The 25,756-nt window shown below is 61.7% G+C and carries 22 protein-coding genes; 17 read left to right on the forward strand and 5 right to left on the reverse strand.

What is annotated here, in order from left to right; all coding sequences use genetic code 11:
* Positions 1-56: 56 nt before the first annotated feature.
* The gene (locus tag KGB24_RS17590) at positions 57-992 is read right to left on the reverse strand and encodes a 1-aminocyclopropane-1-carboxylate deaminase/D-cysteine desulfhydrase (protein WP_223414995.1); all 936 of its coding nucleotides are present in this window, start codon (positions 990-992) and stop codon (positions 57-59) included.
* A 181-nt stretch (positions 993-1,173) separates the two neighbouring features.
* Positions 1,174-3,213 (reverse strand): FAD-dependent oxidoreductase, encoded by a 2,040-nt coding sequence (locus KGB24_RS17595; protein WP_223414997.1) that lies wholly within the window; start codon positions 3,211-3,213, stop codon positions 1,174-1,176.
* 282 nt (positions 3,214-3,495) lie between these two features.
* On the opposite strand from KGB24_RS17595, the gene KGB24_RS17600 reads away from it, so the two are divergent.
* From KGB24_RS17600 to KGB24_RS17670, 15 genes are all read left to right on the forward strand, one after another.
* Complete coding sequence (locus KGB24_RS17600; protein WP_008029632.1) at positions 3,496-4,167, forward strand: GntR family transcriptional regulator; 672 nt, start codon at positions 3,496-3,498, stop codon at positions 4,165-4,167.
* Positions 4,168-4,281: 114 nt separating this feature from the next.
* A complete protein-coding gene (locus KGB24_RS17605) occupies positions 4,282-5,214 on the forward strand; it encodes a 4-hydroxyproline epimerase (RefSeq protein WP_223414999.1) in 933 nt (310 codons plus the stop codon).
* Positions 5,211-6,326, forward strand: a complete 1,116-nt coding sequence (locus KGB24_RS17610; protein ID WP_223415000.1) for an NAD(P)/FAD-dependent oxidoreductase — start codon at positions 5,211-5,213, stop codon at positions 6,324-6,326. Before KGB24_RS17605 ends, KGB24_RS17610 begins: the two co-directional genes overlap by 4 nt.
* A complete protein-coding gene (locus KGB24_RS17615) occupies positions 6,319-6,555 on the forward strand; it encodes a 2Fe-2S iron-sulfur cluster-binding protein (RefSeq protein ID WP_008024651.1) in 237 nt (78 codons plus the stop codon). The genes KGB24_RS17610 and KGB24_RS17615 overlap by 8 nt, the downstream gene beginning before the upstream one ends.
* Positions 6,552-7,808 (forward strand): FAD/NAD(P)-binding oxidoreductase, encoded by a 1,257-nt coding sequence (locus KGB24_RS17620; protein WP_223415001.1) that lies wholly within the window; start codon positions 6,552-6,554, stop codon positions 7,806-7,808. The genes KGB24_RS17615 and KGB24_RS17620 overlap by 4 nt, the downstream gene beginning before the upstream one ends.
* A 74-nt stretch (positions 7,809-7,882) precedes the next feature.
* Complete coding sequence (locus KGB24_RS17625; RefSeq protein ID WP_192229187.1) at positions 7,883-8,632, forward strand: AraC family transcriptional regulator; 750 nt, start codon at positions 7,883-7,885, stop codon at positions 8,630-8,632.
* Between the two features lie 229 nt (positions 8,633-8,861).
* Positions 8,862-9,680, forward strand: coding sequence for a transporter substrate-binding domain-containing protein (locus KGB24_RS17630; protein WP_008024648.1), 819 nt, complete (start codon positions 8,862-8,864; stop codon positions 9,678-9,680).
* A gap of 10 nt (positions 9,681-9,690) precedes the next feature.
* Positions 9,691-11,469: an aconitase X gene (locus tag KGB24_RS17635; RefSeq protein ID WP_223415002.1), complete on the forward strand. Its 1,779-nt coding sequence runs from the start codon at positions 9,691-9,693 to the stop codon at positions 11,467-11,469.
* Positions 11,462-12,127 (forward strand): amino acid ABC transporter permease, encoded by a 666-nt coding sequence (locus KGB24_RS17640; RefSeq protein WP_008024646.1) that lies wholly within the window; start codon positions 11,462-11,464, stop codon positions 12,125-12,127. Before KGB24_RS17635 ends, KGB24_RS17640 begins: the two co-directional genes overlap by 8 nt.
* 10 nt (positions 12,128-12,137) lie before the next feature.
* Positions 12,138-12,788 (forward strand): amino acid ABC transporter permease, encoded by a 651-nt coding sequence (locus tag KGB24_RS17645; RefSeq protein ID WP_008024645.1) that lies wholly within the window; start codon positions 12,138-12,140, stop codon positions 12,786-12,788.
* Positions 12,781-13,503: an amino acid ABC transporter ATP-binding protein gene (locus KGB24_RS17650; RefSeq protein WP_008042626.1), complete on the forward strand. Its 723-nt coding sequence runs from the start codon at positions 12,781-12,783 to the stop codon at positions 13,501-13,503. The genes KGB24_RS17645 and KGB24_RS17650 overlap by 8 nt, the downstream gene beginning before the upstream one ends.
* A 119-nt stretch (positions 13,504-13,622) precedes the next feature.
* Positions 13,623-14,651, forward strand: coding sequence for a trans-3-hydroxy-L-proline dehydratase (locus tag KGB24_RS17655; protein ID WP_192229185.1), 1,029 nt, complete (start codon positions 13,623-13,625; stop codon positions 14,649-14,651).
* A gap of 128 nt (positions 14,652-14,779) precedes the next feature.
* On the forward strand, positions 14,780-15,697 hold the full coding sequence (locus tag KGB24_RS17660; protein WP_008024642.1) for a dihydrodipicolinate synthase family protein: 918 nt from the start codon (positions 14,780-14,782) through the stop codon (positions 15,695-15,697).
* A gap of 71 nt (positions 15,698-15,768) precedes the next feature.
* Positions 15,769-17,166 (forward strand): fosfomycin efflux MFS transporter AbaF, encoded by a 1,398-nt coding sequence (gene abaF, locus KGB24_RS17665; RefSeq protein ID WP_192229184.1) that lies wholly within the window; start codon positions 15,769-15,771, stop codon positions 17,164-17,166.
* A gap of 137 nt (positions 17,167-17,303) precedes the next feature.
* Positions 17,304-18,884 carry an aldehyde dehydrogenase (NADP(+)) gene (locus tag KGB24_RS17670; RefSeq protein WP_223415003.1) on the forward strand — a complete coding sequence of 527 codons (1,581 nt, stop codon included), beginning with the start codon at positions 17,304-17,306 and terminating at the stop codon, positions 18,882-18,884.
* Between the two features lie 39 nt (positions 18,885-18,923).
* Here the strand turns inward: KGB24_RS17670 and KGB24_RS17675 are convergent, their stop codons facing one another.
* Positions 18,924-19,931 carry an Ldh family oxidoreductase gene (locus KGB24_RS17675; RefSeq protein ID WP_008024639.1) on the reverse strand — a complete coding sequence of 336 codons (1,008 nt, stop codon included), beginning with the start codon at positions 19,929-19,931 and terminating at the stop codon, positions 18,924-18,926.
* Between the two features lie 264 nt (positions 19,932-20,195).
* Between KGB24_RS17675 and KGB24_RS17680 the strand changes: the two genes are divergently transcribed.
* Positions 20,196-21,326, forward strand: coding sequence for a carbon-nitrogen hydrolase family protein (locus KGB24_RS17680; protein ID WP_223415004.1), 1,131 nt, complete (start codon positions 20,196-20,198; stop codon positions 21,324-21,326).
* Between the two features lie 3 nt (positions 21,327-21,329).
* Positions 21,330-22,370: an AraC family transcriptional regulator gene (locus KGB24_RS17685; protein WP_223415005.1), complete on the forward strand. Its 1,041-nt coding sequence runs from the start codon at positions 21,330-21,332 to the stop codon at positions 22,368-22,370.
* A 349-nt stretch (positions 22,371-22,719) separates the two neighbouring features.
* Here KGB24_RS17685 and KGB24_RS17690 read toward each other — a convergent pair whose 3' ends face one another.
* Together KGB24_RS17690 and KGB24_RS17695 are read right to left on the reverse strand one after the other, a co-directional pair.
* Positions 22,720-23,553, reverse strand: a complete 834-nt coding sequence (locus KGB24_RS17690) for a DUF2242 domain-containing protein (RefSeq protein WP_223415006.1) — start codon at positions 23,551-23,553, stop codon at positions 22,720-22,722.
* Between the two features lie 230 nt (positions 23,554-23,783).
* Positions 23,784-25,655, reverse strand: coding sequence for a SurA N-terminal domain-containing protein (locus KGB24_RS17695; RefSeq protein WP_223415007.1), 1,872 nt, complete (start codon positions 25,653-25,655; stop codon positions 23,784-23,786).
* Between the last annotated feature and the right edge of the window lie 101 nt (positions 25,656-25,756).

The raw sequence follows: 25,756 nt of genomic DNA on the forward strand, positions 1-25,756 counted from the left end.
ATGGTGTGTCAGTCGACACCTTTTTAACTGACACACCATCGCGAGCAGGCTCGCTCCTACAGGGGTATGAGTTGCGACGAAAATCCGCGGCGGCCCTGCAAGCCGCCGGTGTGGATAAAGATCAGTCGCGTACCCTGTGCGAATCGTCCGGCTTCGACTTGCTGCTTGAGCGCCAGCAGCGCTTTGCCGGTGTACAGCGGTTCAAGGGGAATGCCGCTCGCCCGTTCGGTTTGCTCGATGAATTCCACCAGCAATGGATCAACTTTGGCGAAACCGCCGCGACTGGCATCCAGCAATTCATAAGCCGCATTCTGCAAGCCCGCTTCCTGCACGATCGATACGATTTGCTGCGCCACGCCATGATCGTCGGGCACCGCCAGCGCGCCATAAACCGGATGATCCCCCGCTTCAGCCAACGCCAGGCCGGCCAGCGTGGTGCCCGTTCCGCAGGCCAGCCACCAGCCGTCGTAGTCGCTCCAGCCCAGACCGTTCAGTTGCGCGCCGACCATCGACATCAGTTGCATGCAGCCCTTCGCCCCCGACAAACCGCCGCCACCTTCCGGCACCGCAAACAGATCAGGGTATTGCGCCTGCCAGGGTTCCCAGAAACCCGCATCATGCCGCGCGCGATAACCGCCATAACCGAGCCAGTGCAACTGCATGCCGAAGGCTTGCAAGTCGCTCACTGTGGGCGTTTCCTGCGGATGGCCGCGCAATAAACCAACGGTCGTGAAACCGAAGCGCTTGCCGGCGGCAGCCAGTGCGTGAAGATGATTGGAGTGAGCACCGCCGAGGCTGATGATGCCTTTGGCAGCGGCAAGGTCAGCCGCTTTGAGGTGTTCGATGAGCTTGAACCACTTGTTGCCGCTGATCAGCGGGTCGATCTGGTCCAGGCGCAGGATGGCGACTTCGATGCCGGTGCTTTCGAGCCAGTCGAGATGAAGGTGGTCGAGGGGGGCTTTGGGGAGCCAGTCGTTGGGCGGGAGAAGCATTGGTGCTGGCTCTGGGTAAAGAGCCGGCATATTAGCAGCCTTGAGGACGCCTTCGCGGGCAAGCCTCGCTCCTACAGGTGCTGTGTCGTTTATCAATTTTGTGAACGACACAGCACCTGTAGGAGCGAGCGGGCGGCGATCCGACTTGCCCGCGAAGGCCATTGGCACGCTGGACCTGCTGTTAAAGCTCAGCAGCCAACCGCGAACCCTGATTGATCGCCCGCTTCGCATCCAGCTCCGCCGCCACGTCCGCGCCGCCAATCAGATGCACGTTCTGCCCTGCCGCAACCAACCCGTCTTGCAACTCGCGCAACGGATCCTGCCCGGCGCAGATCACGATGTTGTCCACCGGCAGCACTTGCGGCTCGCCGGTTTCGCCGATGCGGATGTGCAAACCTTCGTCGTCGATCTTCAGGTATTCGACGCTGTTGAGCATCTGCACTTGCTTGTTCTTCAGACCGGTGCGGTGAATCCAGCCGGTGGTTTTGCCCAGGCCATCGCCGACCTTGGATTTCTTGCGTTGCAGCAGGAACACTTCACGCGCCGGTGCATGCGGCTCAGCCTTGATGCCGGCGACACCGCCACGCGCCTGAAGAAGCGTGTCGATGCCCCACTCTTTCCAGAACGCTTCACGGTCCAGGCTGGTGGCAACGCCCTGATGCACCAGGAACTCGGACACGTCGAAACCAATCCCGCCCGCGCCGATCACGGCGACCCGTTTGCCCACCGGCTTACGCTCAAGAATCACGTCCAGGTAGCTCAACACCTTGGCGTTCTCGACGCCCGGAATCGCCGGCACACGCGGCGCGATGCCGGTGGCGAGGATGATTTCGTCGTAACCGCCTTCAACCAGTTTCGCCACATCGACCCGAGTGTTCAGGCAGACCTCGACGTTGGTGGTTTGCAACTTGCGGTTGAAGTAGCGCAGGGTTTCAAAGAACTCTTCCTTGCCCGGCACGCGTTTGGCGATGTTGAACTGACCGCCGATTTCGCTGGCCGAATCGAACAGCGTCACCTGATGACCACGCTCGGCAGCCACGGTTGCGGCCGACAGACCCGCAGGGCCGGCACCGACCACGGCGATTTTCTTGATCTGCTGCACCGGCAGGTAGTTGAGTTCGGTTTCATGGCAGGCCCGCGGGTTCACCAGGCAAGTGGTCAACTTGCCGCCAAACGTGTGATCGAGGCACGCCTGGTTGCAACCGATGCAGGTGTTGATTTCATCGGCACGGCCCTCAGCGGCCTTGTTGACGAAATCGGCGTCGGCGAGGAACGGCCGCGCCATGGAGACCATGTCGGCATCGCCTTCGGCGAGAATCTGCTCGGCGATTTCCGGGGTGTTGATGCGGTTGGTGGTGATCAGCGGAATGCTCACCGAGCCGCGCAGCTTGGCGGTGACTTTGCTGAACGCCGCACGCGGCACTTTGGTGGCGATGGTCGGAATCCGCGCTTCGTGCCAGCCGATGCCGGTGTTGATGATGGTTGCACCGGCCTGTTCGATGGCCTTGGCCAGGGTCACGATTTCTTCCCAGCTGCTGCCGCCTTCCACCAGGTCGAGCATCGACAGGCGGAAGATAATGATGAAATTCGGGCCTACGGCTTCGCGTACACGGCGGACGATTTCCACCGGCAGGCGCATGCGGTTTTCGTAGCTGCCGCCCCAGCGGTCGGTGCGGTGGTTGGTGTGAGCCGCGAGGAACTGGTTAATGAAATAACCTTCGGAGCCCATGATCTCGACGCCGTCGTACTCGGCTGTTTGCGCCAGGGTCGAGCAGGTGACGAAATCGTTGATCTGCTTCTCGATGCCTTCCTCGTCCAGCTCTTTGGGCTTGAACGGGTTGATCGGCGCCTGAATGGCGCTCGGCGCAACTTGCTTCGGGCTGTAGGCATAACGGCCGGCATGCAGGATCTGCATGCAGATCTTGCCGCCCGCCTCGTGCACCGCGCGGGTCACGATCTGATGCTTGAGCGCTTCTTCGAGGGTGGTCAGTTTGGCCGCGCCGGAATACACACCGCCTTCGTCGTTCGGGCCGATACCGCCAGTGACCATCAGGCCGACACCGCCACGGGCGCGCTCGGCGAAGAAAGCAGCCATGCGTTCAAAGCCGCCGGGCTTTTCCTCAAGACCGGTGTGCATCGAACCCATCAGGGTGCGGTTGCGCAACGTGGTAAAACCCAGGTCCAACGGAGCCAACAGGTGCGGGTAATGAGCGGCGGTCATCGGTAACTCCACAACGAGCGTTCACGGAAAAAGTGTGGGCGCTCTTTGGCGCCCCTCTGTCATGTGTAACAGACTATGAGCACTCCCCCGGCCGCTCAATGACCGAAACTGACAACTTAATGATCCAAATGCGCAACGGCCCGGGTATAGGACGTTTGCGCCATCTCCTCTGCAATTAACCCCGGGGAGTCAGGGTGCGGCTGTCGAAAGGCAGCGCAAGTGCACTGAACCCAATGAAAATTCGTATACCATATCTCCAACTCAATCCGAACGACTGCCGCCGTGACCCTACCCAAATTCAATGCTCCAGACTTGGGCAATGCGCCTTCGACATCTGAAATCATCACCCGCCATCTGCGTGACGCCATCGTCGCCGGGCATTTCGCCGAGGACGAGCCGATTCGCCAGGACGACATCGCCCGGCAGTTCAACGTCAGCAAGATCCCGGTGCGTGAGGCCCTCAAGCGCCTGGAAGCCGAAGGTCTGGTGATGTTCCAGCGCAATCGCGGGGCGATGGTCACACGGGTGTCCGATGCCGAGCTGGCGCAGATGTTCGAAGTGCGCATGTTGCTCGAAGACAAGGTGCTTCGCCTGGCCATTCCCAACATGACCGAAGACACCTTCGCCCGGGCCGAACGCATCTGCCAGGAGTTCGTCGGCGAAGATGATGTGGGACGTTGGGCCGAGCTCAATTGGGAACTGCACGCCTGCCTCTATGAACCGGCACAACGTCCGTTTCTGGTGAGCCTGATCCGTTCGGTGAACGACAAACTGGAACGTTACCTGCGCATGCAAATGAGCCTTTCCGCAGGCAAGGAGCGCGCCGATCACGAACACCGGGAGATCCTCGAAGCCTGTCGCGCCGGTGACGTCGACCGGGCGGTGAAGCTGCTGGACGAACACATCGCCGGGGTCTGCAAAACCCTGTTCGAGCACCTGCCCCACCACCACTGACAGACCGCGACACTGTGCCGATTTCGTCATCGGCACCGGGTAAAACCATCAAGCCTGCAAGCCCCCGCACGGGCCACTCTTGCGTTCACTCATCTGAACGGACGTGGCCCACTCATGAAACGTATCACCGTGATTGACTCCCACACCGGCGGCGAACCCACCCGCCTGGTGACCTCCGGTTTTCCCGAATTGGGCAACGGCAGCATGGCCGAACGTCTTCAACGGCTGGCTGAACACCATGACCAATGGCGCACCGCCTGCGTGCTCGAACCGCGAGGCAGTGATGTGCTGGTCGGCGCACTGCTGTGCGAACCGGTTGACCCAGCGGCGTGTGCCGGGGTGATCTTCTTCAATAACTCGGGTTACCTCGGCATGTGTGGCCACGGCACCATCGGCCTGGTGGCGTCGCTTGCTCACCTTGGCAAAATCGGACCGGGCGTGCACAGCATCGAAACGCCGGTCGGCACGGTGCAGGCAACCTTGCACGATGACCACTCCGTCAGCGTGCGCAACGTGCCGACTTACCGTTATCGCAAAGCCGTGGCGTTGCAGGTGCCGGGAATTGGCGAGGTGGTCGGTGATATTGCCTGGGGTGGCAACTGGTTTTTCCTGATCGCCGAGCATGGTCTGCGCATCACCAGCGACAACCTTGATGCGTTGACCGCCTACACCTTCGCCGTGCAGCAAGCACTGGACGTTCAAGGGATACGAGGCGAAGACGGCGGGTTGATCGACCACGTCGAACTGTTCGCCGAGGATGAGCAGGCCGACAGCCGCAACTTTGTGCTCTGCCCCGGCAAGGCCTACGACCGCTCGCCTTGCGGTACCGGCACCAGTGCAAAACTGGCGTGCCTGGCGGCCGATGACAAATTGCAGCCGGGCCAGATCTGGCGCCAGGCGAGCGTCATCGGCAGCGAGTTCGAAGGCTCCTACGAACAGCACGGCGAGCGCATCGTACCGACGATTCGTGGCCGCGCCTTCATCAGCGCCGAGGCCAGCCTGATCATCGACCAGGACGACCCGTTCGCCTGGGGCATTCGTCCATGAGCCAAGGCCTGGTGGCCGATGTCATCGTGATCGGTGCCGGCATCATCGGTGCCGCGTGCGCCCAGGCGCTGGCCCGGCGCGGCTTGCGCGTGCTGGTGCTGGACGCTGGTTTGCACAGCGCGACGGCCGCCGGTATGGGCCACTTGCTGGTGCTCGACGACAACCCGGCCGAGCTGGCCCTGAGCCAATACTCGCTGCAACGCTGGCGCGAACTGGCGCCGGACTTGCCGCAAGGCTGCGCTTACCGCAGCAACGGGACGTTGTGGCTGGCAGCCAATGCCGAAGAAATGGCCGTGGCCCACAGCAAATATCTGAACCTTCAGACCCAGGGCGTTGCCTGCGAGTTGATCGCTCGTAACGCCTTGCGCGCCCGTGAACCTGAACTGCGCGAAGACCTCGAAGGCGGTTTGTTGATCAACGGCGACGGCATTCTCTACGCTCCGGCGACCGCCAACTGGATGCTCGACACCGCCGACATAGAACAACGTCGGGCGCGGGTCAGCGAGGTCGATGGCAATCGCGTGCGACTTGATGACGGCCAGTGGTTGAGCGCTGAAGCAGTCATATTGGCCAATGGCATCCAGGCCAACGACCTGTGCCCCGAGTTGCCGATCGAGCCGAAAAAAGGCCACTTGCTGATCACCGACCGCTACCCCGGCAAGGTCACCCACACGCTGGTGGAGCTGGGTTATGTCACCAGCGCCCACAACGCCACAGGGCCCTCGACCGCCTGCAACATTCAGCCCCGGCCGACCGGGCAACTGTTCATCGGCGCCTCGCGACAATTCGGCACCACCGACCCACAAGTCGAAGGCTGGATGCTCGCGAAAATGCTCAAGCGCGCCACCGAGTACATGCCGGGGCTGGCTCAGCTCAACGGCATCCGCGCCTGGACCGGCTTTCGCGCCGCCAGCCCCGACGGGCTGCCACTGATTGGTGAGCATCCATCACGCAAAGGTTTGTGGCTGGCAGTCGGTCACGAGGGACTGGGGGTCACCACGGCCCCCGGCACCGCCGATTTGCTGGTCGCGCAACTGTTCAATGAGACGCCGCCATTGGCGGCGCAAGCCTATCTGCCGCAACGTTTTCTCGGGGAGGCCGTGTATGCCTGATTTGGTCCTGGACGGCCGCACCCTGCGGGTCGCCGAAGGTACGACTGTCGCCGCGGCATTAGCCTTGGCCAGCGACGGTTGCAGTCGCACTTCGGTCAGCGGTCAGCGGCGCGCACCGCTGTGCGGCATGGGCATCTGCCAGGAATGCCGGGTGACCATCGACGGACGCCGCCGACTGGCCTGCCAGACGCTGTGTCATGACGGCATGCAGGTGCGGACCCGACCATGAACGAATTCGCCGACTTACTGATCATCGGTGCCGGCCCCGCCGGCATGAGCGCCGCCCTCGCCGCCGCGCCCAGTGGCGCACGCATTATCGTGCTCGACGACAACCCGCTGCCGGGAGGCCAGATCTGGCGCGACGGGCCTCAGGCCAGCCTGCCGAATCAGGCACGGCAGATGCGCGAGCGCCTGCATGCCAACAGCAACATCCGACACCACAGCGGCACTCGTGTGATCGCCTGTTCCGGCCCCAAACAATTGCTGGTGGAAGACGCCGATCACGGATGGCAGATCGGCTACGACAAACTGATTCTGTGCACCGGCGCCCGTGAGTTGCTGCTGCCCTTCCCCGGCTGGACATTGCCGGGTGTGACGGGGGCCGGAGGACTCCAGGCGTTGATCAAGGGCGGCCTGCCGGTGCAGGACGAACGCGTGGTGATCGCCGGTAGCGGGCCGTTGTTGCTGGCCAGTGCGGCCACCGCGAAACACAACGGCGCCCACGTGCTGAGTATTGCCGAGCAAGCCTCCTCGGTTGCGGTCACCGGGTTCGCCCTGCAACTGCCACGCTGGCCGGGCAAGCTTGTGCAATCCTTCAGCCTGTTTGATCGTCATTACCGCACCGGCTCCCACGTCGTGGCAGCCTTGGGTAATGAACGGCTGGAAGGTGTGCGTCTGCGGCAACAGGGCAAAATCGTCGAACTGGCCTGTGATCGCCTGGCCTGTGGTTTCGGCCTGATTCCCAATACACAACTCGGTCAGGCGCTGGGTTGCACACTCGACGGCACGGCGCTCGCGGTCGATGCCTGGCAAGCCACGAGCCTTGCCGATCATTACGCCGCTGGCGAATGCACCGGTTTCGGCGGCAGTGAACTGGCGTTGGTCGAAGGTGCCATTGCCGGGCATGCCGCCGTCGGTAACACCGCAGCGGCACGCCAATTGTGGCCGCGTCGGACGCGTTGGCAGGGTTTCGCCAAGGCGTTGAACAACGCGTTCAGCCTCAGCCCGCACCTCAAGTCACTGGCGCAGGCCGACACGCTGGTCTGTCGCTGCGAAGACGTGCCCTACGCGGCACTGGCCGGGCACGCTGACTGGCGTGCGGCAAAACTGGCCAGCCGCTGCGGCATGGGCGCCTGTCAGGGGCGAGTGTGTGGCGGCGCCTTGCAGTACCTGTTCGATTGGCAACCCTCGGCCCCGCGACCGCCGTTCAGCCCGGCACGAATCGAAACCCTGATGTGCCTGGACGACACCCCGCCCGCGTAAACGCTCGCTCCGGGGTTTCGGGGGCACTGCCGAGTCTTTATGATCCCGGTAGTTGCCACCAGGCCCCCAGCGCTATGTTCCCCTTACTCAATCAGTTCAAACCCTGCGATTTGCCCACGCTGCTGAGCAGTCTGCAGCCCATCGCGACGCTGCTCGACACCCTGGCAGACGTGGTGTTCTTCATCAAGGACAGCGAGGCGCGCTATGTCTTCGTCAACCAGACCCTGGCTCGACGGTGTGGTTTCAAGCACAGCGGGCAACTGCTCGGGCTGACGGCAGACCAGGTCTTCCCGGCACGATTTGGACCGCTGTACACCGAGCAGGATCGGCGCGTGCTGTCCACCGGCCGTGAACTGGCGGATCAACTGGAACTGCACCTGTATTTCGGCAACCAGCCAGTCTGGTGCCTGACCCACAAACTCGCCCTGCATGACGAACAAGGGCGGATCGTCGGCCTCGCCGGCATTTCCCGCGACCTGCAACTGCCCCAGTCCAACCATCCGGCGTTCCAGAAACTGGCAGCGGTGGACGCACACATTCGCCGTCATTTCGCCCGACCGATCAGCCTGGCCGAACTGACGGCCATCGCCGGTTTCTCTGTGGCGCAACTGGAACGCCATTGCAAACGGGTGTTCCAGCTCACGCCACGGCAGATGATCCACAAGTCCCGCCTGGAAGAAGGCTCGCGCCTGTTGCTCGACACCGACCTGCCGATCACCGAAATCGCTCTGCGCTGCGGCTACACCGACCACAGTGCGTTCAGCCGCCAATTCCGCGCCCTCACCAGTCTTTCGCCAAGCCAGTACCGCGATAGCCGTCGTTAAAATGTTCCTTTAAGGGGCGCTGCGCACCCTGCGTGCTCCCTTCCGTAACACCTCCTTGACCCACACCGTCGTAGCGTTGCCCCGCTCGCTTGCGCTGAGCCGCCCTGCTTCAAGGGTTGGCAAAAATTCGGCGGCAAAAGCAAAACCGGCACGGCCATTGCTATTGTTAATATCGTATACGAAATCCCCAATACGATATTCAACAGCACTTCCACAGAACGAGGCCTCTATGAAAAACCCCGCATTTGCCGTAGCCCTCAGCGCTGTTCTCAGTACCTCCTTCATTGCCACCGCGCAGGCTGACAAGCTCGACGACATTATCGGTTCCGGCAAGCTGCGCTGCGCCGTGACCCTGGACTTCCCGCCCATGGGTTTCCGCGATGCCAGCAACGCTCCTGCCGGTTTCGACGTGGACTATTGCAACGACCTGGCGAAGATCCTCGGGGTCGAGGCCGAAGTGGTGGAAACGCCGTTCCCGGACCGCATTCCGGCGCTGATCTCCGGACGGGCTGACGTGATCGTCGCCTCGACTTCCGACACCCTCGAACGGGCCAAGACCGTTGGCCTGACCGTACCGTACTTCGCCTTCCAGATGGTCGTGCTGACCCGCGACAACACTGGCATCAACAGCTTCAACGACATCAAGGGCAAAGCGCTGGGCAACACCAGCGGCACTTTTGAAGCCATCGCGCTGGAGGGCGATGTGAAGAAATGGGGCAGCGGCACCTTCCGCGCCTACCAGTCACAAAACGACACGCTGCTGGCGGTGGCCCAAGGTCACATCGACGCCACGGTGGTGACCAATACCGTGGCCGCCGCGACGATCAAGTCGGGCAAATACAAAAACCTGAAAATCGCCGGCAACGCGCCTTACACCATCGACTACGTGTCCCTGGGTGCCAAGCGCAATGAGTACGGCCTGCTCAACTACCTCAACCTGTTCGTCAACCAGCAGGTGCGCAGCGGTCGCTACAACGAGTTGTTCACCAAATGGGTCGGCACTGAAATCCCGCCGACTGACCTGACCGTGCCAAAGGTCTACTACTAAGGTGTCCGGCATGCCTGGGTCCACTGCTCTCATCGGTCGTAACCTAGTCCCGGGCTCCGCCCAGGGCGCGCTGCTGTTTGCCGATGTCGGGCTGAGCTTCTGGGGCGGCGTCGACCCTTGTACGGGTGAAGTCATCGACCGTCACCATCCGCTCAGCGGCGAACATCTGCGCGGTCGTGTGCTGGCCATTCCCAGTGGTCGAGGTTCGTGCACCGGCAGCAGCGTGCTGATGGAGTTGATCAGCAACGGTCATGCACCGGCCGCTTTGGTCCTGGTCGAAGCCGATGAGATTCTGACCTTGGGCGTGCTGGTGGCACAGACCATTTTCGAGCGTTCCCTGCCGGTGCTGTGCATCGGCCGGGAGGCCTTCGCTACCTTGCGCGGCAAAGCCTTCGCCCGAGTCGAAGGCGCCTCGCTGGCGATGTTCGATCACGTGCCCATCGATGGCTGGCAGCCAACCGAAACACTGATGCACACAGGCGAAACCCACGAGTCGATTGAGCTCACCGGGTTCGACCGTTCGCTGCTCGACGGCGAGCATGGCAAAGCCGCGCAGATGGCCATGCAGATTGTCCTGCGCATGGCCGAACTGCAAGGCGCCCACCAACTGGTGGATATCGCTCAGGCCCACATCGACGGTTGTATTTACACGGGCCCGGCGAGCCTGCGTTTTGCCGAACAACTGGTGCACTGGGGCGCAAAGGTTCGCGTGCCCACCACCCTCAATTCAATTTCCGTGGACCAGCGCCGCTGGCGAGAGTTGGGCATCGACCCGTTGCTCGGCGAACCGGCCAGCGCCTTGGGCGATGCCTACATGGCGATGGGTGCGCAGCTCAGTTTCACCTGTGCCCCCTACTTGCTCGACACCGCACCGAAGGCCGGCGAGCAGATCGTCTGGGCTGAATCCAACGCGGTGGTCTACGCCAACAGCGTGCTTGGTGCGCGCACGTTGAAGTACCCGGATTACCTGGATATCTGCATCGCCCTGACCGGACGCGCGCCCCTGATCGGTTGTCATCTGGAGGCACCACGCAAAGCCCGCCTGCGCGTTGAATTACCGGACCTGGGCGAACTCGACGATGCGTTTTACCCCTTGCTCGGCTACCACATTGGTGCCCTCGCGGGCAGTCGGATCCCGCTGGTGTTCGGGCTGGAACAGTACCAGCCAGACCTCGACGACCTGAAAGCCTTCGGCGCAGCGTTCGCCACCACGTCGGCCGCGCCGTTGTTTCATATCGCCGGGGTCACACCGGAAGCACTCGACCCTGCACAAGCACTGGAAGCCGGCGTCCCGATACCTGTGGAAACAATCCGCCTGGCGGACCTGCTGGGCAGTTGGCGCGAGCTCAACAGTGCCCGTGACAACCGCGTGGAGGTGGTCTCGCTGGGTAACCCGCACTTCTCGCTCAGCGAGTTCGCCCGACTCGCGCGGCTGTGTCACGGCCGGCACAAACACCCCGAGGTGGTGCTCGCCATCACGTGCGGTCGTGCGGTGCTGGAACAGGCGCGCGACGCCGGACACATCGGCGTCATTGAAGCCTTCGGCGCCACCCTGGTGACGGACACCTGCTGGTGCATGCTCGGTGAGCCGGTGATTCCGCCAGCCGCCACAACCTTAATGACCAACTCGGGCAAATACGCCCATTACGCACCGGGTCTGGTGGGGCGAAAAGTGCACTTCGCCAGCCTCGCCGAGTGCGTTGAATCCGCTTGCACCGCCAGCGCCAGCGGGCGACTGCCGAGCTGGTTGCAACCTGCCTTGCTGATGGAGAGCCTCGCGCATGTTTGATTACACCTTCCAATGGCGCGCCACCCTGCGCGCCTTGCCGGACATGCTCGCCGGCGCCTGGGTCACGTTCGAGACCGCCGCGCTGTCGATGATTTTCGGCGTATTGATCGCCCTGGCCCTGACAGTCATGCGTGAAACCAGACACCCGCTGCTGCGCGGCATCGGCAACGGCTGGGTGTCGATTGCCCGTAATACCCCGTCGCTGTTCCAGATCTACATCCTGTACTTCGGCCTCGGCTCAATGGGCCTGCACGTCAGCTCCTGGCTCGCGTTGTTGGCCGGGATCACCTTCAACAATGCCGGCTATCTCGCGGAAAACTTTCGCGGCGGGCTCAAGGCGGTGCCCGGCACGCAGGTGCGGGCTGCGCGCTCGCTGGGCATGAGTGCCTTCCAGGCCTACCGGATGATCATCGTCCCGCAACTGTTGCGGATCGTGTTCTACCCGTTGAGCAACCAGATGGTCTGGGCGGTGTTGATGACGTCGCTGGGGGTGATTGTCGGGCTCAACAACGACCTCACCGGCGTGACCCAGGACTACAACGTCAAAACGTTCCGCACCTTCGAATATTTCACCATCGCCGCGGTGCTGTATTACCTGATTGCCAAGGCGATCGTCGCGACAGCCCGGCTGATGGCCTGGCGGCTGTTCCGTTACTGAGGACGTGACTATGTTTTCCACCGGTTTTTCCTGGAACGACCTGCTGTTCCTGCTTAACGGCGCCTGGATCACGCTGCAACTGACTTGCTGGGCGATCCTGCTCGGCACGTTCGCCGGGCTGGTGTTCGGCCTGCTGCGTGCGCTATTGCCACGGGCCAGCCTGCCACTGGCGTGGGTGCTGGACGTGTTTCGCAGCGTGCCGCTGCTGATCCAGTTCGTGCTGTTCAACTCGCTCAAGAGCATCGTCGGCCTGAACATCAGTGCTTTCAGCGTGGGCTGCATCGTGCTCGGGGTTTACGCCGCCGCTTACTTCACCGAGATCGTGCGCGGCGGCGTGCTGTCGGTACCGCTGACCCTGCGCCGGGCCAGCCGTTCGCTGGGCCTGAGTTTCTTCCAGGACCTGCGCTGGATCGTCCTGCCGATGGCCTCGCGGGTGGCCTTCCCCGGCTGGCTGAACCTGGTGCTCGGGGTGATGAAAGACACCGCGCTGGTGATGTGGATCGGCATCGTCGAACTGCTCCGCGCCTCGCAAACCATCGTGACCCGCATTCAGGAACCGCTGCTGGTGCTGTGCATCGCGGGCCTTATCTACTACGTCATGAGCCTGGTGGTCGCACGCCTCGGCGCTCGTCTGGAAAGAAGGTGGCAAGAAAATGATTGAGATCGACAACGTACACAAATCCTTCGGCGACCTTGATGTGGTCAAGGGTGTCAGCCTGACCGTGAACAAGGGCGAAGTGGTGTCCATCATCGGCGGCTCCGGCTCGGGAAAATCGACCCTGCTGATGTGCATCAATGGCCTGGAACCGATCCAGAAAGGCAACATCCGCGTGGATGGCGTCGAGGTGCATCACCGCGCAACCGACCTCAATCACCTGCGGCAGAAGATCGGCATCGTGTTCCAGCAATGGAACGCCTTCCCGCACCTGACCGTGCTGGAAAACGTGATGCTCGCGCCGCGTAAGGTCCTGGGCAAAAGCAAGGCCGAAGCCGAGGCGCTGGCCGTGCAGCAACTGACTCACGTTGGCCTGGGCGACAAGCTCAAGGTGTTCCCCGGCAAGCTTTCGGGCGGCCAGCAACAACGCATGGCCATTGCCCGCGCCCTGGCCATGTCACCGGACTACATGCTGTTCGACGAAGCCACCTCGGCCCTCGATCCACAGCTGGTCGGCGAAGTGCTGGACACCATGCGCATGCTCGCCGAAGACGGCATGACCATGGTGCTGGTGACGCACGAGATCCGCTTCGCCCGTGACGTGTCCGACCGCGTGGCGTTCTTTCGCAATGGCCTGGTGCATGAGATCGGCTCGCCGGATCAGGTGATTGGTAATCCGGTACATGCCGAGACCGCGGCGTTTCTCAAATCGGTGAAATAACCATCGGCCCCATCGCGAGCAGGCTCACTCCTACACTGGATCTCTGCCACACAGAAAATCCCCTGTAGGAGTGAGCCTGCTCGCGATGAGGCCTGCATAGACAACAAAAGGAGCAAACCATGCGCTCATCGAAAGTCATCCACATCGTCAGCTGCCACGCCGAAGGCGAAGTCGGCGACGTGATTGTCGGCGGCGTCGCACCACCGCCCGGCGCCACAGTCTGGGAACAATCACGCTGGATCGCCAGGGATGAAACCCTGCGCAACTTCGTGCTCAACGAGCCGCGTGGCGGGGTGTTCCGCCACGTCAACCTGCTGGTGCCGGCCAAGGACCCGCGGGCGCACATGGCCTGGATCATCATGGAACCGGCGGATACCCCGCCGATGTCCGGCTCCAATTCCCTGTGCGTGGCCACCGTGTTGCTCGACACCGGTATCGTGCCAATGACCGAACCGCAAACCCGGCTGGTGCTCGAAGCCCCCGGCGGCCTGATCGAGGCCGTGGCCGATTGCCGTGACGGCAAGGTCGAACGGGTGGAAATCAAAAACGTGCCGTCCTTCGCCGATCGCCTCGACGCGTGGATCGAAGTGGAAGGTGTCGGCTCCCTCAAGGTCGATACCGCCTATGGCGGTGACAGCTTTGTGATCGCCGATGCCAGGGAACTGGGTTTTTCAATCCGCCCCGATGAAGCCGCCGACCTGGTGGCGGTCGGGCTGAAAATCACCCGTGCCGCCAACGAGCAATTGGGCTTTGTGCATCCATTGAACCCTGAGTGGTCGCACATTTCCTTTTGCCAGATCGCCGCGCCCGTCGTCCACGAAAACGGCATCGCCACCGGCGCCAATGCGGTGGTGATTCAACCGGGCAAGATCGACCGCTCGCCGACCGGCACGGGTTGCTCGGCGCGCATGGCGGTGTTGCACGCCAAGGGATTGATGCGCGTCGGCGAGCGCTTTATCGGTCGCTCGATCATCGGCTCCGAATTCCACTGTCGGATTGACTCACTGACCGAAGTGGCCGGACGCCCCGCTATCTACCCCTGCATTTCCGGCCGGGCCTGGATTACCGGCACCCATCAATTGCTGCTCGATCCGAACGATCCGTGGCCACAAGGCTATCGACTGTCAGACACCTGGCCCGGTGCCTGAACACTCTGAAGCACTGACCACCCCGACCGACGGCTGACAAAAACCCCACAAACCTGAAAAAAGCACTAGCCGAATTTTTTCATTTTAAATATCGTATACGAAATACAATAAACAACCCGGAGGCAACAATGAGCAAGCGAATTAACTGGAGTGGCGTCTTCCCCGCGGTGACCACTCAATTCAACGATGACTTCTCGATCAACCTGGATAAAACCCATCAGGTGATTTCCAACGTGATCCGCGACGGCGTGTCGGGCCTGGTGGTGTGCGGCTCGGTAGGCGAGAACACTTCGCTGACCGCTGAAGAAAAAATCGCCGTGACCGAAGTCGCGGTCGATGCCTCGCGCGGCCGTGTGCCAGTGATTTGCGGTGTGGCCGAATTCACCAGTGTGCAAGCGGCCAAGGTCGCCAACGCCGTGCGCAAGGTCGGTGTCGATGGCGTGATGCTGATGCCGGCGCTGGTCTACGGTTCCAAGCCGTTCGAAACCGCCGAGCATTACCGCTACGTGGCGAAAAACGCCGACGTGCCGTTGATGGTCTACAACAACCCGCCGATCTACAAAAACGACGTGACCCCGGACATCCTGATTGCCCTGGCCGACTGCGACAACGTGGTGTGCTTCAAGGATTCCTCTGGCGACACCCGCCGCTTCATCGACATCCGCAACGAAGTGGGTGACCGTTTTGTGCTGTTCGCCGGCCTCGACGATGTGGTGCTGGAAAGCCTCGCCGTGGGTGCTGAAGGCTGGGTGTCGGGCATGTCCAACGTGTTCCCGAAAGAAGGCGAAACCATCTTCCGCCTGGCCAAGGCCGGACGTTATGCCGAAGCCATGCCGATCTACGAATGGCTGATGCCGATCCTGCACCTCGACGCCCGTGCCGACCTGGTGCAGTGCATCAAGTTGTGCGAAGCCATCGCCGGTCGCGGCAGTGCGCTGACCCGTCCGCCACGCCTGGCCCTGCCGGAAGAAGATCGGGTCTTCGTCGAGCAGATCATGGCCAAGGCCCTGGCCAACCGTCCGCACCTGCCGGACGTCGGTCTCTGAGTGATTGCCGGGCGGGGCTTTGCGGCCCCGGCCCGGCTACCTGTTTTTGCGCCCCTACAGGAAACGCCAGCATGCCCAACGCTCAACACGCTCACCGCGCAACCACACCCTCGGGACTCAAGCGCGTCGTGGCCGCCGCCATGGCCGGCACAGTCGCCGAATGGTATGAATTCTTCCTTTATGGCACCGCGTCGGCACTGGTCTTCGGCCAGTTGTTCTTCCGCCAGACCGACAGTCCCATCGACGGCATCATCGCCGCTTTCGCCCTGTACGCCGTGGGCTTTCTCGCCCGCCCGTTGGGTGGCCTGGTGTTCGGTCACTATGGCGACAAGTACGGCCGCAAGCGCCTGCTGCAACTGAGCCTGGTGGTGGTCGGCATCACCACCTTCTTGATGGGTTGCCTGCCCGGTTTCAACCAGATCGGCTATGCCGCACCAGTGTTGCTGGTGCTGCTGCGGCTGATCCAGGGTTTCGCGTTTGGCGGCGAATGGGGCGGCGCGATTCTACTGGTATCCGAGCATTGCCCGGACAATCGTCGAGGTTTCTGGGCCAGTTGGCCGCAAGCCGGTGTGCCGGCCGGAAACCTGGTGGCGACGGTTGCGCTGTTGCTGTTGTCGTCGAATCTGTCGGAGGAGCAATTCCTCGCCTGGGGCTGGCGCGTGGCGTTCTGGTTCTCGGCCTTCGTGGTACTGATCGGCTACTGGATTCGCACCAGCGTCGATGACGCGCCGATTTTCAAGGAAGCCCAGGCCCGTCAGGCGCAGACAAAGCAACAGCAACTGGGCGTGGTCGAAGTGCTGCGTCACCACTGGCGCTCGGTACTGGTCGGTATTGGCGCGCGGTTTGCCGAAAACATCCTCTACTACACCGTCGTGACGTTCTCGATTACTTATCTGAAACTGGTGGTGCACAAGGACACGTCCGAAATTCTGCTGCTGATGTTCGGCGCGCACCTGCTGCACTTCTTCATGATTCCGTTGATGGGTTATCTGTCTGACCTGGTCGGGCGCAAACCGGTGTACCTGACAGGCGCGATCCTCACGGCGTTCTGGGGTTTCATCGGCTTCCCGATGATGGACACCGGCAACAACTGGCTGATCATGGCGGCCATCACCCTGGGCCTGGCCATCGAGTCGATGACCTACGCGCCCTACTCGGCGCTGATGGCGGAAATGTTCCCGACCCACGTGCGCTACACCGCGTTGTCCCTGTGCTACCAGGTGGCGCCGATCTTCGCCGGCTCCCTCGCTCCGCTGATTGCGATCACCTTGCTCAACAAGTACCACAGCTCGACACCGATTGCGTTTTACCTGGTCGGCGCGTCGCTGATCTCCATCATTGCGGTCGGCCTGACCCGTGAGACGCGTGGCAAGTCGTTGCACCTGGTGGACAGCGAATCTGCCGCGCGGATCGCCGCCCTGAACGACGCCGAACCGGTGGCCGCACGCCGCAGCGATTCACTGGCCTGACGCCGCAGACCTGTAGGAGCGAAGCTTGCTCGCGAAGACGATGTGTCAGCTGACATCTCTGTTGAATGTATTACCGCCTTCGCGAGCAAGCTTCGCTCCTACAGATCCAGTCCCCAACATTCCGACAGGAGCTTTTCATGCCCCAGATCATCGGCCACAACTACATCGGTGGTGCGCGCAGTGCCGCTGGCAAGATCACCGTGCGCAGCCACGATGCCACTACCGGTGAAGCGCTGCCCTACGCGTTCATGCAGGCCACCAACGAAGAAGTCGACGCCGCCGCCCAGGCCGCCGCAGCCGCCTACCCGACCTTTCGCACATTGTCGGCTATTCGCCGTGCGGAATTTCTCGAAGCCATCGCCACGCAACTGGAGGCACTGGACGATGATTTCATCGCTCTGGTGACCCGCGAGACGGCGCTGCCGAACGGACGCATTCTCGGTGAGCGCATGCGCACCAGCAGCCAGATGCGCCTGTTTGCGCAAGTCCTGCGCCGTGGCGATTTTTATGCGGCACGCATCGACCGGGCCCTGCCCGAGCGTCAGCCACTACCACGAGCTGATTTGCGCCAATACCGGATCGGCGTCGGCCCGGTCGCGGTGTTCGGTGCGAGCAATTTCCCGCTGGCATTCTCAACCGCCGGTGGCGATACCGCTGCCGCCCTGGCCGCTGGTTGTCCGGTGGTGTTCAAGGCCCACAGCGGGCATATGGCGACTGCCGAACTCGTGGCCGACGCGATCATCCGTGCCGCCGAGCAGACTGACATGCCCAAGGGTGTGTTCAACATGATCTACGGTTCTGGCGTGGGCGAAACCCTGGTCAAACATCCGGCGATTCAGGCTGTCGGTTTCACGGGGTCACTCAAGGGCGGCCGCGCGTTGTGCGACATGGCCGCGGCACGAGCGCAGCCGATTCCCGTGTTCGCCGAAATGAGCAGCATCAATCCAGTGCTGGTATTGCCCGAAGCACTGCAAGTGCGGGGCGAGAAAATTGCCAGCGAACTCGCCGCCTCCGTGGTGCTCGGCTGTGGCCAATTCTGCACAAACCCGGGACTGGTGATCGGTATTCGCTCGCCAGCGTTCAGCGCCTTCACCCAATCGCTGAGCGCCGTGATGGCCGGGCAACCGGGGCAGACCATGCTCAACTTCGGCACGCTCGACAGCTACGCCAACGGTGTGCAGGCGTTGCACGCGCACCCGAACATCACTCACCTGGCCGGTCGCGATCAACAGGGCACACAGGCGCAGCCGCAACTGTTCAAGGCTGACGTGAGTCTGTTGTTCGATGGCCACCCGCTGTTGCAAGAAGAAGTGTTCGGTCCGGCGACAGTGTTGGTGGAAGTGGCCGACAAAGCCGAACTGCAACGGGCACTTCAACACTTGCACGGGCAACTCACGGCCACGCTGATTGCTGAAGCCGGCGACCTGCAAAATCACCCCGGGCTGTTACCGCTGCTGGAGCAAAAAGTCGGCCGGGTGTTGTTCAACGGTTACCCGACCGGCGTCGAAGTCTGCGATGCGATGGTGCATGGCGGGCCTTATCCGGCCACCTCAGATGCGCGCGGCACCTCGGTCGGCAGCCTGGCCATCGAGCGTTTCCTGCGCCCGGTGTGCTACCAGAATTGTCCTGACGCGCTTCTGCCCGACCCGCTGAAAAATGCCAACCCGCTGAGCATCGCTCGCCTGGTCGATGGCAGCAGTCAACGCACGCCCCTGTAAAAAAAACGCCACCGGTTTACCGGTGGCGCACGCTCTCACTCATCCCAGCAGCGCTTTCAGATCGTTGTACAACGCCTCGGGAATCTCGACGCCCTCCACCAGGCTACGCGCTCGCGCCTCATAGCGCCGTTGCGAGGGCAACCGTGCGCCCTGCCCTTCAATACTCTCAAACAAGACCTCGGCACGGGCCAGATGCTGTTCGGTGGCTTCACCGAGAAAACGTCGTGGATCAAGGGCAATGATCAACTCGCCGTGGTACGGCGACGACTTGCTGCCGGCGTCGTAAGCCAGTGACTCGGCGCTGGTCAGGTCGCCGATCAACGGCCCGGCGATCAGCTCCACCATGGCCGCCAGCGCCGAGCCTTTATGCCCACCGAACGTCAGCATCGCGCCCGCATCGAGCACCACGTTGGCATCGGTGCTTGGCTGGCCCTGCGCGTCCACACCCCAGCCCTCGGGAAGCGCTTTGCCGGCGCGCCGGTGCAACTCGATATCGCCACGGGCAATCGCGCTGGTGGCGAAGTCGAACACGAACGGGTCCTTGCCCGAGCGTGGCCAGCCGAACGCAATGGGATTGGTGCCAAACACTGGCTGGCTGCCGCCCGCTGGCGCCACCCAGGCATGGCTGGGATTGCAGGCCAATGCCACGAGGCCGGCCGCCGTCAGTTGCTCGATCTCAACCCACAGCGCAGAGAAATGCACGCAGCGATTGATTGCCAGCGCAGCGATACCGTTTGCCCGGGCTTTCTGCGCCAACAACGGCAGCCCCGCCTGGAACGCCAATTGTGAAAAACCACCCGCCGCGTCCACGCGCACGATCGAAGGCGCTTGATCGATGACCTGCGGCTCGGCATCGGCCGCCACTTTGCCTGCCCTGAGTGAGTTGACGCAGCCCAGGATCCGATACAAACCGTGGGAGGCGCAGCCATCGCGCTCGCCGGCAATCACTGTGGCTGTCACCGCCTGAGCGTGGGCAAGGTTGAAACCGTTGTGCAGCAAGATCGATTCGGCCAGCTCGCGAGCTTCGGCCAGGGACAGACGGATCATAATCATCTCCTTGAACAGACCGTCCAGCCTGACCCGTTCCAGCCGTCACGGCTTGATCGCTTTAGGCCGACGCCATGACGAATTCGGCACATATCGATCATTGCGATGCGTCTTTGCATTGGCTCGGCATCGTCGGCCATCATTCGCTGCAAAACCGCAAAAAAATCAAAAAAACCGCCCCTCAACGCGTTGTTTTACCGTAGCCTCGTCCCCCATCCTGAACGCCAATCATGAACCCTGCACACGGCCACTAACTGTTTTCCCATGCGCAAACTTCTGTACCTGACTTTCTCCATGGCATTGATTGCCGCCTTGACGACCTACGCCATGTGGGCCGCGGATCGTCCGGCGGGTCATTACCTGTCGGACTTGCGCATCGATCTCGCCATCGATCAGGGAACGCCTGCCGATCGTGGCAACCTGCTGGGCATCCAACCCGAACTGTTTCCCACCGACTACCAAAGCACCGAACGCTTGCACCGCAAACTCGCAGCCTATTTGCAGAAAGCCCAGGAACAGGGGCTGCTGAATGAAAAAACCATCGTCGTGCTGCCCGAACATGTCGGCACCTGGCTGATGGTCAGCGGCGAGAAAGACGAGTTGTATCAAGCCACCACGCTCAAGGAAGCCATGAACTGGCTGGCGGTGAGCAACCCGCTGAAGTTCATCCGCGCGCTGATCGGCGCCAAGGGTGACAACCGCCTCGACGATGCGCACCTGCGCATGAAAGCCAAGAGCATGGCCAAGGATTACCAGGCCCTGTTTGGTGGGCTGGCAAAGGAATTTCACGTGACGCTCGTGGCGGGCTCCATCGTGCTGCCCGAACCAAGCATCATCGACGGCACCCTGAAAATCGGCCGCGGTGCGCTGTACAACAGCAGCGTGGTGTTCGGCCGCGACGGGCTGCCGATTGGCCAGCCACAGCGCCAGATGTACCCAATCAACGATGAAAGCGATGTGATCCAGGCGAATGGCGAACACACGCTCAACGTCGTCGACACCCCGGCCGGACGCCTGGGCGTGTTGATCGGCAGCGACAGCTGGTACCCGGACAACTACCGCCAACTCGACGATCAGGGCGCGCAGCTGGTCGCGGTCCCGGCGTTCGTCATCGGTCGCGGCGCCTGGGACAAGCCATGGCGCGGCTACAAGGGTCTGTCGGCGCCCGATTCCGTCAGCCTCAAGACTGGCGAACTGAGCGAGGGTCAAGCCTGGCACCGCCTGACACTGACCGCTCAACCGCCCGCCAGCCAGGCCATCGCCGGCATGAGCGTGTTCCTGCGCGGGCAGTTCTGGGATCAGGGCAGCGCCGGGCAAAGTTTTCTCAGCAGCAATGGACAGCATTTCGCCGGTGGAAATTTCCGTGGCGCGCGCTTGCTGAATCTTTGGTTGTAAACCATGAAACCGTTGCCGATGCGTCTGGGCGATCTGTCGGTGGGCTTTGTTCACAGCCTGGCCGACGCGGTGCGCAGTCACGGCATTGATCCCCAGCCCCTGCTCGACCAGTATGGCCTGGACCCCGCCCGGCTTGGCGAAGCCTGCGCCCGGCTGTCGATCCCGCGCTACATGCGCCTGGGCCACGGCGCCATCCAACTGACCGCCGACCCGGCACTGGGTTTACGCATGGGCCAACTCAGTCGCCTGAGCCAGGCCGGCCTCGCCGGGGTTACCGCCGCGCAGGCACCGACAGTACGCGAAGCGGCACGTTGCCTGATTCGCTTCGAAGCCTTGTACGGCTCCAACTATCGCGGTCAATCGAGTTTCCACGAAGATGCCCAAGGCGCGTGGCTGCGGTTCTATTCCATCAGCCCTTACAACGCCTATAACCGCTTCGTGGTGGATTCGATCATCGCCGGCTGGTTGCAACAATTGTCCAGCGTCAGCCCGGTTCCCTTAAGCGCTGAGCGCATCGAGATCGAGTTCGACGAGCCGGATTACCGGGACGCTTATGCGGTGCTGGGGGATTGCCCGATCCAGTTTGGTGCCGAGCAGAACCAACTGCGCCTGAGTCTGGCCAGCCTCGCTCAGCGCAACCCGCTGCACTGCCCGAGTACGTGGCGACACCTGCTGCAATTGTGTGAACGGGAACTCGAACAACTGACACGCACCCGCAGCCTGCGTGAACGCATCATTCAGTTGCTGGGGCCGTTGCTCAGTGGTGGCCGGGAACCCGACCTGGAAGAAGTGGCGGCACGCCTGAAGCTGCCTACCTGGACCTTGCGCCGCAAACTCACCGAGGAAGGCACGCAGTTTCGTGCAATTCTCAACGACACTCGTCGCGACCTGGCCATGACCTACATTCGTGACACCGAACTGGCGTTCGGTGAAATCGCCTACCTGCTGGGCTTTGCCTCAGCCGAAGCGTTTCAACGTGCTTTCAAACGCTGGAGCGGTCAGACACCCGGCGAGTTTCGCCGCAGTCACCGCCAGTCGGCCTGACGCTTACAGCTCGGTAGCGTCTTCGGCCGGTTCCAGCGGGTCCAGTTCAAAAGCCTGGAACTCGAGCAGCTCTTCTTGATAATCGTCCATTTTGAATCCCCCATCGCTCATTGAAAAAACGCTTGAATAAATGACCTGCACCTTGAGCATAAAGTGCCCGCGTGAAAGAAAAATGACGCAGGCACGACGCTCCGTCGCTACTGAATAAAACGTAGCAGGTGGTCAGGAATTTATCACAGGATTTTTCGATACAGGCCATCGGAATGTGGCCTGGGTTGACGCGGATCAAACTTGAACACGATTCCGGGATCGACAGGCTGCGAGCCGATCCCGGAGCGTCAGCCACCGATTATTGGCTGGTCACAGGCATGGCAGGAATCGGTTCGCTCGGAGGAGGCAAATTCGACTGCGCCGGTGGCGTGACGTTTTCCGTCGACGGTGCCGCCGACTCAGCGTTCTCGACCGGTAGAACCGGTGCGGGCTCAGGTGGCGGTGCAACCGGTTCCGCAGCAGGTGCCGGCGCAGGCTCGGCTACCGGAGCTGGAGCTGGAGCTGATTGAGCGGCAGAGGCCGGCTCAGGCGCCGGTGCGGCCTTGGCTTCAGGCACGCCCAGATCGGTTTTCGGCTTTTCGACGATGTGCGCGGCTTTTTTTGCTTCCGGCGGCAGGAACAATTCCACCAGGGCGAAGAAACGCTCATAGAACTTAGCCGACGAGACGGTTTCGCTGGCGACCTTGACCATCGAGTCGTCGGACGAACCGATCGGCATCGATACCGAACCCAACACACCCACACCGAGGCTGGCGGAGTTGTTGGTCTTCTTCAGCGCATAGCGATCCTGCAAGGCGTTGGCGAACATGGTCGCGTGATGGCCTTCGCTGCCATCATCGGCACAGACCACACTGAAGCTGATCTCCATGTGGGTCTCGCCAGTCTGCTGAAAGCTCTTGTGACCACTGATCAGCTTCGGGTCGTTGCTGGTGATGATGTAACCCTGGCTGAGCAACGCGCGACGGGCGGCTTCGCAGGATTGCGCATCGGTGACCGGGTAATTGCGCGAAAAGGTTCCGGAGTCGTCGAAGTTCTCATGCTCATAGATCGGGGCTTTTTTCGAAGAGCAACCGGCCGCGACGGCCAGCACCAACGCCAGCCCGACAACCCGCACGGGAAATGATTTAAACATTGAGCATCCTGAGAAAAACAGTCCGGGGCGTATTGTGCAACAGATCGATGCTTAGCGTCGCATCGATTAGTGTCTTGAAACAGTTACAAGTGTAATGACTGCCATTTACAGGAAAAAGTCGCCCGGAAAAACCTCAGCCGACGGACAGCCCCTGCCCGCTTTTTCTGCGCCCACAAAAAACCCCGGCGGTTTGGCCGGGGTCTTTGTGTCGCGGGAAACTCAGTCAGGCATCAGAAACGCTTGATGTCCGCTTCGGCTTCCAGCTGCTTGCGGTAGGCCGCAAAATCTTGCTGGCCAATGCGCGAGGCGAGGAAGCGACGGTATTGAGCCTTCTCTTCTTCGGTCGGCGCAGCGGCTTCGTTGACGCCGTTCAGACGCACGATCACCAGGCTACCATCGGCCAGGGTCACGCTGCTGAAGGTCGGCTTGTCTTTGGCAACCGGCTTCGGCATGCGGAACAACGCTTGCAGCACAGTCGGGTCGATCCCTTCCTGAGCGCGATTCACCGCAGCGGTGACTTTCCAGCTCTGACCGTCAATCGCCTTGTCCAGCGGTGTCTTGCCTTCGCGCAGGCCGGCAATCAGCTCATCAGCCTTGGTCTTGGCGGCAGCACTGGCGTGCTCCTTGGCCAATTGCCCACGGATGGCGGCAGACACGCTTTCCAGCGGCAGTTGCGCAGGCTTCAGGTGTTCCTTGGCGCGCAACACGATCACGGTTTCCGGATCGAGTTCGATGGCTGTGCTGTTGGCACCCTCATCCAGCACTTCAGGACTGAACGCGGCAGCGATCACCGCACGGTTGGCTGCAACGCCGTCGCCACCTTCCCGGCCGAACGGCTTGGAGGTGTGAACGGTCAGTTTCAGGTCCTGTGCCGGCTGGACCAGATCGGAAGATTCGAACGACGAGTCTTCCAGTTGCTTGGTCGCCTCGACGAAACGCTGCTCGACTTGCTGAGTTTTCAGCTCTTTGGTCAGCTTGTCTTTCAGGCTGGCCAGGGTCGGAACTTCCGGCGCCTCAACACCCAACAGCTTGATCAGGTGGAAGCCGAAATCAGTACGAACCGGGGCCGAAACCTGGTCCTTGGCCAACGCATACAGCGCGGTTTCGAACGCTGGGTCGTAGACGCCAGGGCCTGCGTAACCGAGGTCACCACCGTTGTTCGCCGAACCTGGATCCTGGGAGAATTCCTTGGCCAGGGCCTCGAACTTCTCGCCTTTGGCCAGACGGGCCTGAACTTCTTCGATCTTGGCCTTGGCTTGCGCCTCGGTCACCTTGCCGTTCACTTCGATCAGAATGTGCGCCGCCCGACGTTGCTCGGACAGGTTGGCGATTTCTTTCTGATACGCCGCTTGCAGGTCTTCGTCTTTCACCGCGACCTGATCAAAGAAGGAAGACTTCTTCAACTCGAGGTAATCGATGATCACCTGATCCGGCGTCATGAATTCCTTGGCGTGTTCGTCGTAGTAGGCCTTGACCTCATCGTCGGTCAGCTTCACAGCCGCCGGGTCAGCCTTGACGTTCAGGGTAGCGAAATCGCGGGTCTGTTTTTCCAGACGGGCGAAGGCCAGCACCTGTGCGTCGGTGACGAAACCGCTGCCTGCCAAGCCAGCGCGCAGTTGGCCGATCAGCATTTCCTGAGCCAGCATCTGGCGGAATTGCATGCGGCTGTAGCCGAGCTGACGAATAACCTGATCGAAACGCTCGGAGCTGAACTTGCCGTCCACCTGGAACTCAGGGGTTTGCAGGATCACTTGGTCCAAAGCCGCTTCGGAAAAAGCGAATTTCGAGTTTTCTGCGCCTTGCAGCAGCAGCTTGCGGTCGATCAAGCCTTTGAGGGCCGATTCGCGCAGCATTTTTTCGTCGAGCAAGGAAGCATCGAAATCCTTGCCCAGCTGTTGCATGAGTTGACGGCGTTGCATATCGACCGCCTGGCTCAGCTCGTTCTGGCTGATTTCTTCGCCGTTGACCTTGGCCGCATCGTTACGATGGGTGGTGGCCTGAAAAATGGCGTCGAAACCGGTCAAAGCCATCAGTGCAACGATGACCCCGATAATGGTCTTGGCAATCCAGCCTTGTGAATTGTCCCTGATATTCTGCAGCATGCGTCCCCCAGAAACGGTTGAACTTCAAAATTAGGCAACCGTGGAGCGTGGGTAGAATCCGGATAGAAGAAAGGCGCATCCGAGGATGCGCCTTCTCGTAA

Origin of the sequence: Pseudomonas sp. BF-RE-25, assembly GCF_019956105.1 — a bacterium.
GTDB classification, from domain to species: Bacteria; Pseudomonadota; Gammaproteobacteria; order Pseudomonadales; family Pseudomonadaceae; genus Aquipseudomonas; species Aquipseudomonas migulae.

Excerpts from the sequence above, each read along its gene's own strand:
- KGB24_RS17645 (WP_008024645.1), top strand. The coding sequence starts at position 12,138 with ATGTTTTCCACCGGTTTTTCCTGGAACGACCTGCTGTTCCTGCTTAAC.
- KGB24_RS17605 (WP_223414999.1), top strand. The coding sequence starts at position 4,282 with ATGAAACGTATCACCGTGATTGACTCCCACACCGGCGGCGAACCCACC.
- KGB24_RS17650 (WP_008042626.1), top strand. The coding sequence starts at position 12,781 with ATGATTGAGATCGACAACGTACACAAATCCTTCGGCGACCTTGATGTG.
- KGB24_RS17615 (WP_008024651.1), top strand. The coding sequence starts at position 6,319 with ATGCCTGATTTGGTCCTGGACGGCCGCACCCTGCGGGTCGCCGAAGGT.
- KGB24_RS17630 (WP_008024648.1), top strand. The coding sequence starts at position 8,862 with ATGAAAAACCCCGCATTTGCCGTAGCCCTCAGCGCTGTTCTCAGTACC.
- KGB24_RS17620 (WP_223415001.1), top strand. The coding sequence starts at position 6,552 with ATGAACGAATTCGCCGACTTACTGATCATCGGTGCCGGCCCCGCCGGC.
- abaF (WP_192229184.1), top strand. The coding sequence starts at position 15,769 with ATGCCCAACGCTCAACACGCTCACCGCGCAACCACACCCTCGGGACTC.
- KGB24_RS17675 (WP_008024639.1), bottom strand. The coding sequence starts at position 19,931 with ATGATCCGTCTGTCCCTGGCCGAAGCTCGCGAGCTGGCCGAATCGATC.
- KGB24_RS17635 (WP_223415002.1), top strand. The coding sequence starts at position 9,691 with ATGCCTGGGTCCACTGCTCTCATCGGTCGTAACCTAGTCCCGGGCTCC.
- KGB24_RS17685 (WP_223415005.1), top strand. The coding sequence starts at position 21,330 with ATGAAACCGTTGCCGATGCGTCTGGGCGATCTGTCGGTGGGCTTTGTT.
- KGB24_RS17590 (WP_223414995.1), bottom strand. The coding sequence starts at position 992 with ATGCTTCTCCCGCCCAACGACTGGCTCCCCAAAGCCCCCCTCGACCAC.
- KGB24_RS17695 (WP_223415007.1), bottom strand. The coding sequence starts at position 25,655 with ATGCTGCAGAATATCAGGGACAATTCACAAGGCTGGATTGCCAAGACC.
- KGB24_RS17660 (WP_008024642.1), top strand. The coding sequence starts at position 14,780 with ATGAGCAAGCGAATTAACTGGAGTGGCGTCTTCCCCGCGGTGACCACT.
- KGB24_RS17625 (WP_192229187.1), top strand. The coding sequence starts at position 7,883 with ATGTTCCCCTTACTCAATCAGTTCAAACCCTGCGATTTGCCCACGCTG.
- KGB24_RS17595 (WP_223414997.1), bottom strand. The coding sequence starts at position 3,213 with ATGACCGCCGCTCATTACCCGCACCTGTTGGCTCCGTTGGACCTGGGT.
- KGB24_RS17680 (WP_223415004.1), top strand. The coding sequence starts at position 20,196 with ATGCGCAAACTTCTGTACCTGACTTTCTCCATGGCATTGATTGCCGCC.
- KGB24_RS17690 (WP_223415006.1), bottom strand. The coding sequence starts at position 23,553 with ATGTTTAAATCATTTCCCGTGCGGGTTGTCGGGCTGGCGTTGGTGCTG.
- KGB24_RS17610 (WP_223415000.1), top strand. The coding sequence starts at position 5,211 with ATGAGCCAAGGCCTGGTGGCCGATGTCATCGTGATCGGTGCCGGCATC.
- KGB24_RS17670 (WP_223415003.1), top strand. The coding sequence starts at position 17,304 with ATGCCCCAGATCATCGGCCACAACTACATCGGTGGTGCGCGCAGTGCC.
- KGB24_RS17655 (WP_192229185.1), top strand. The coding sequence starts at position 13,623 with ATGCGCTCATCGAAAGTCATCCACATCGTCAGCTGCCACGCCGAAGGC.
- KGB24_RS17640 (WP_008024646.1), top strand. The coding sequence starts at position 11,462 with ATGTTTGATTACACCTTCCAATGGCGCGCCACCCTGCGCGCCTTGCCG.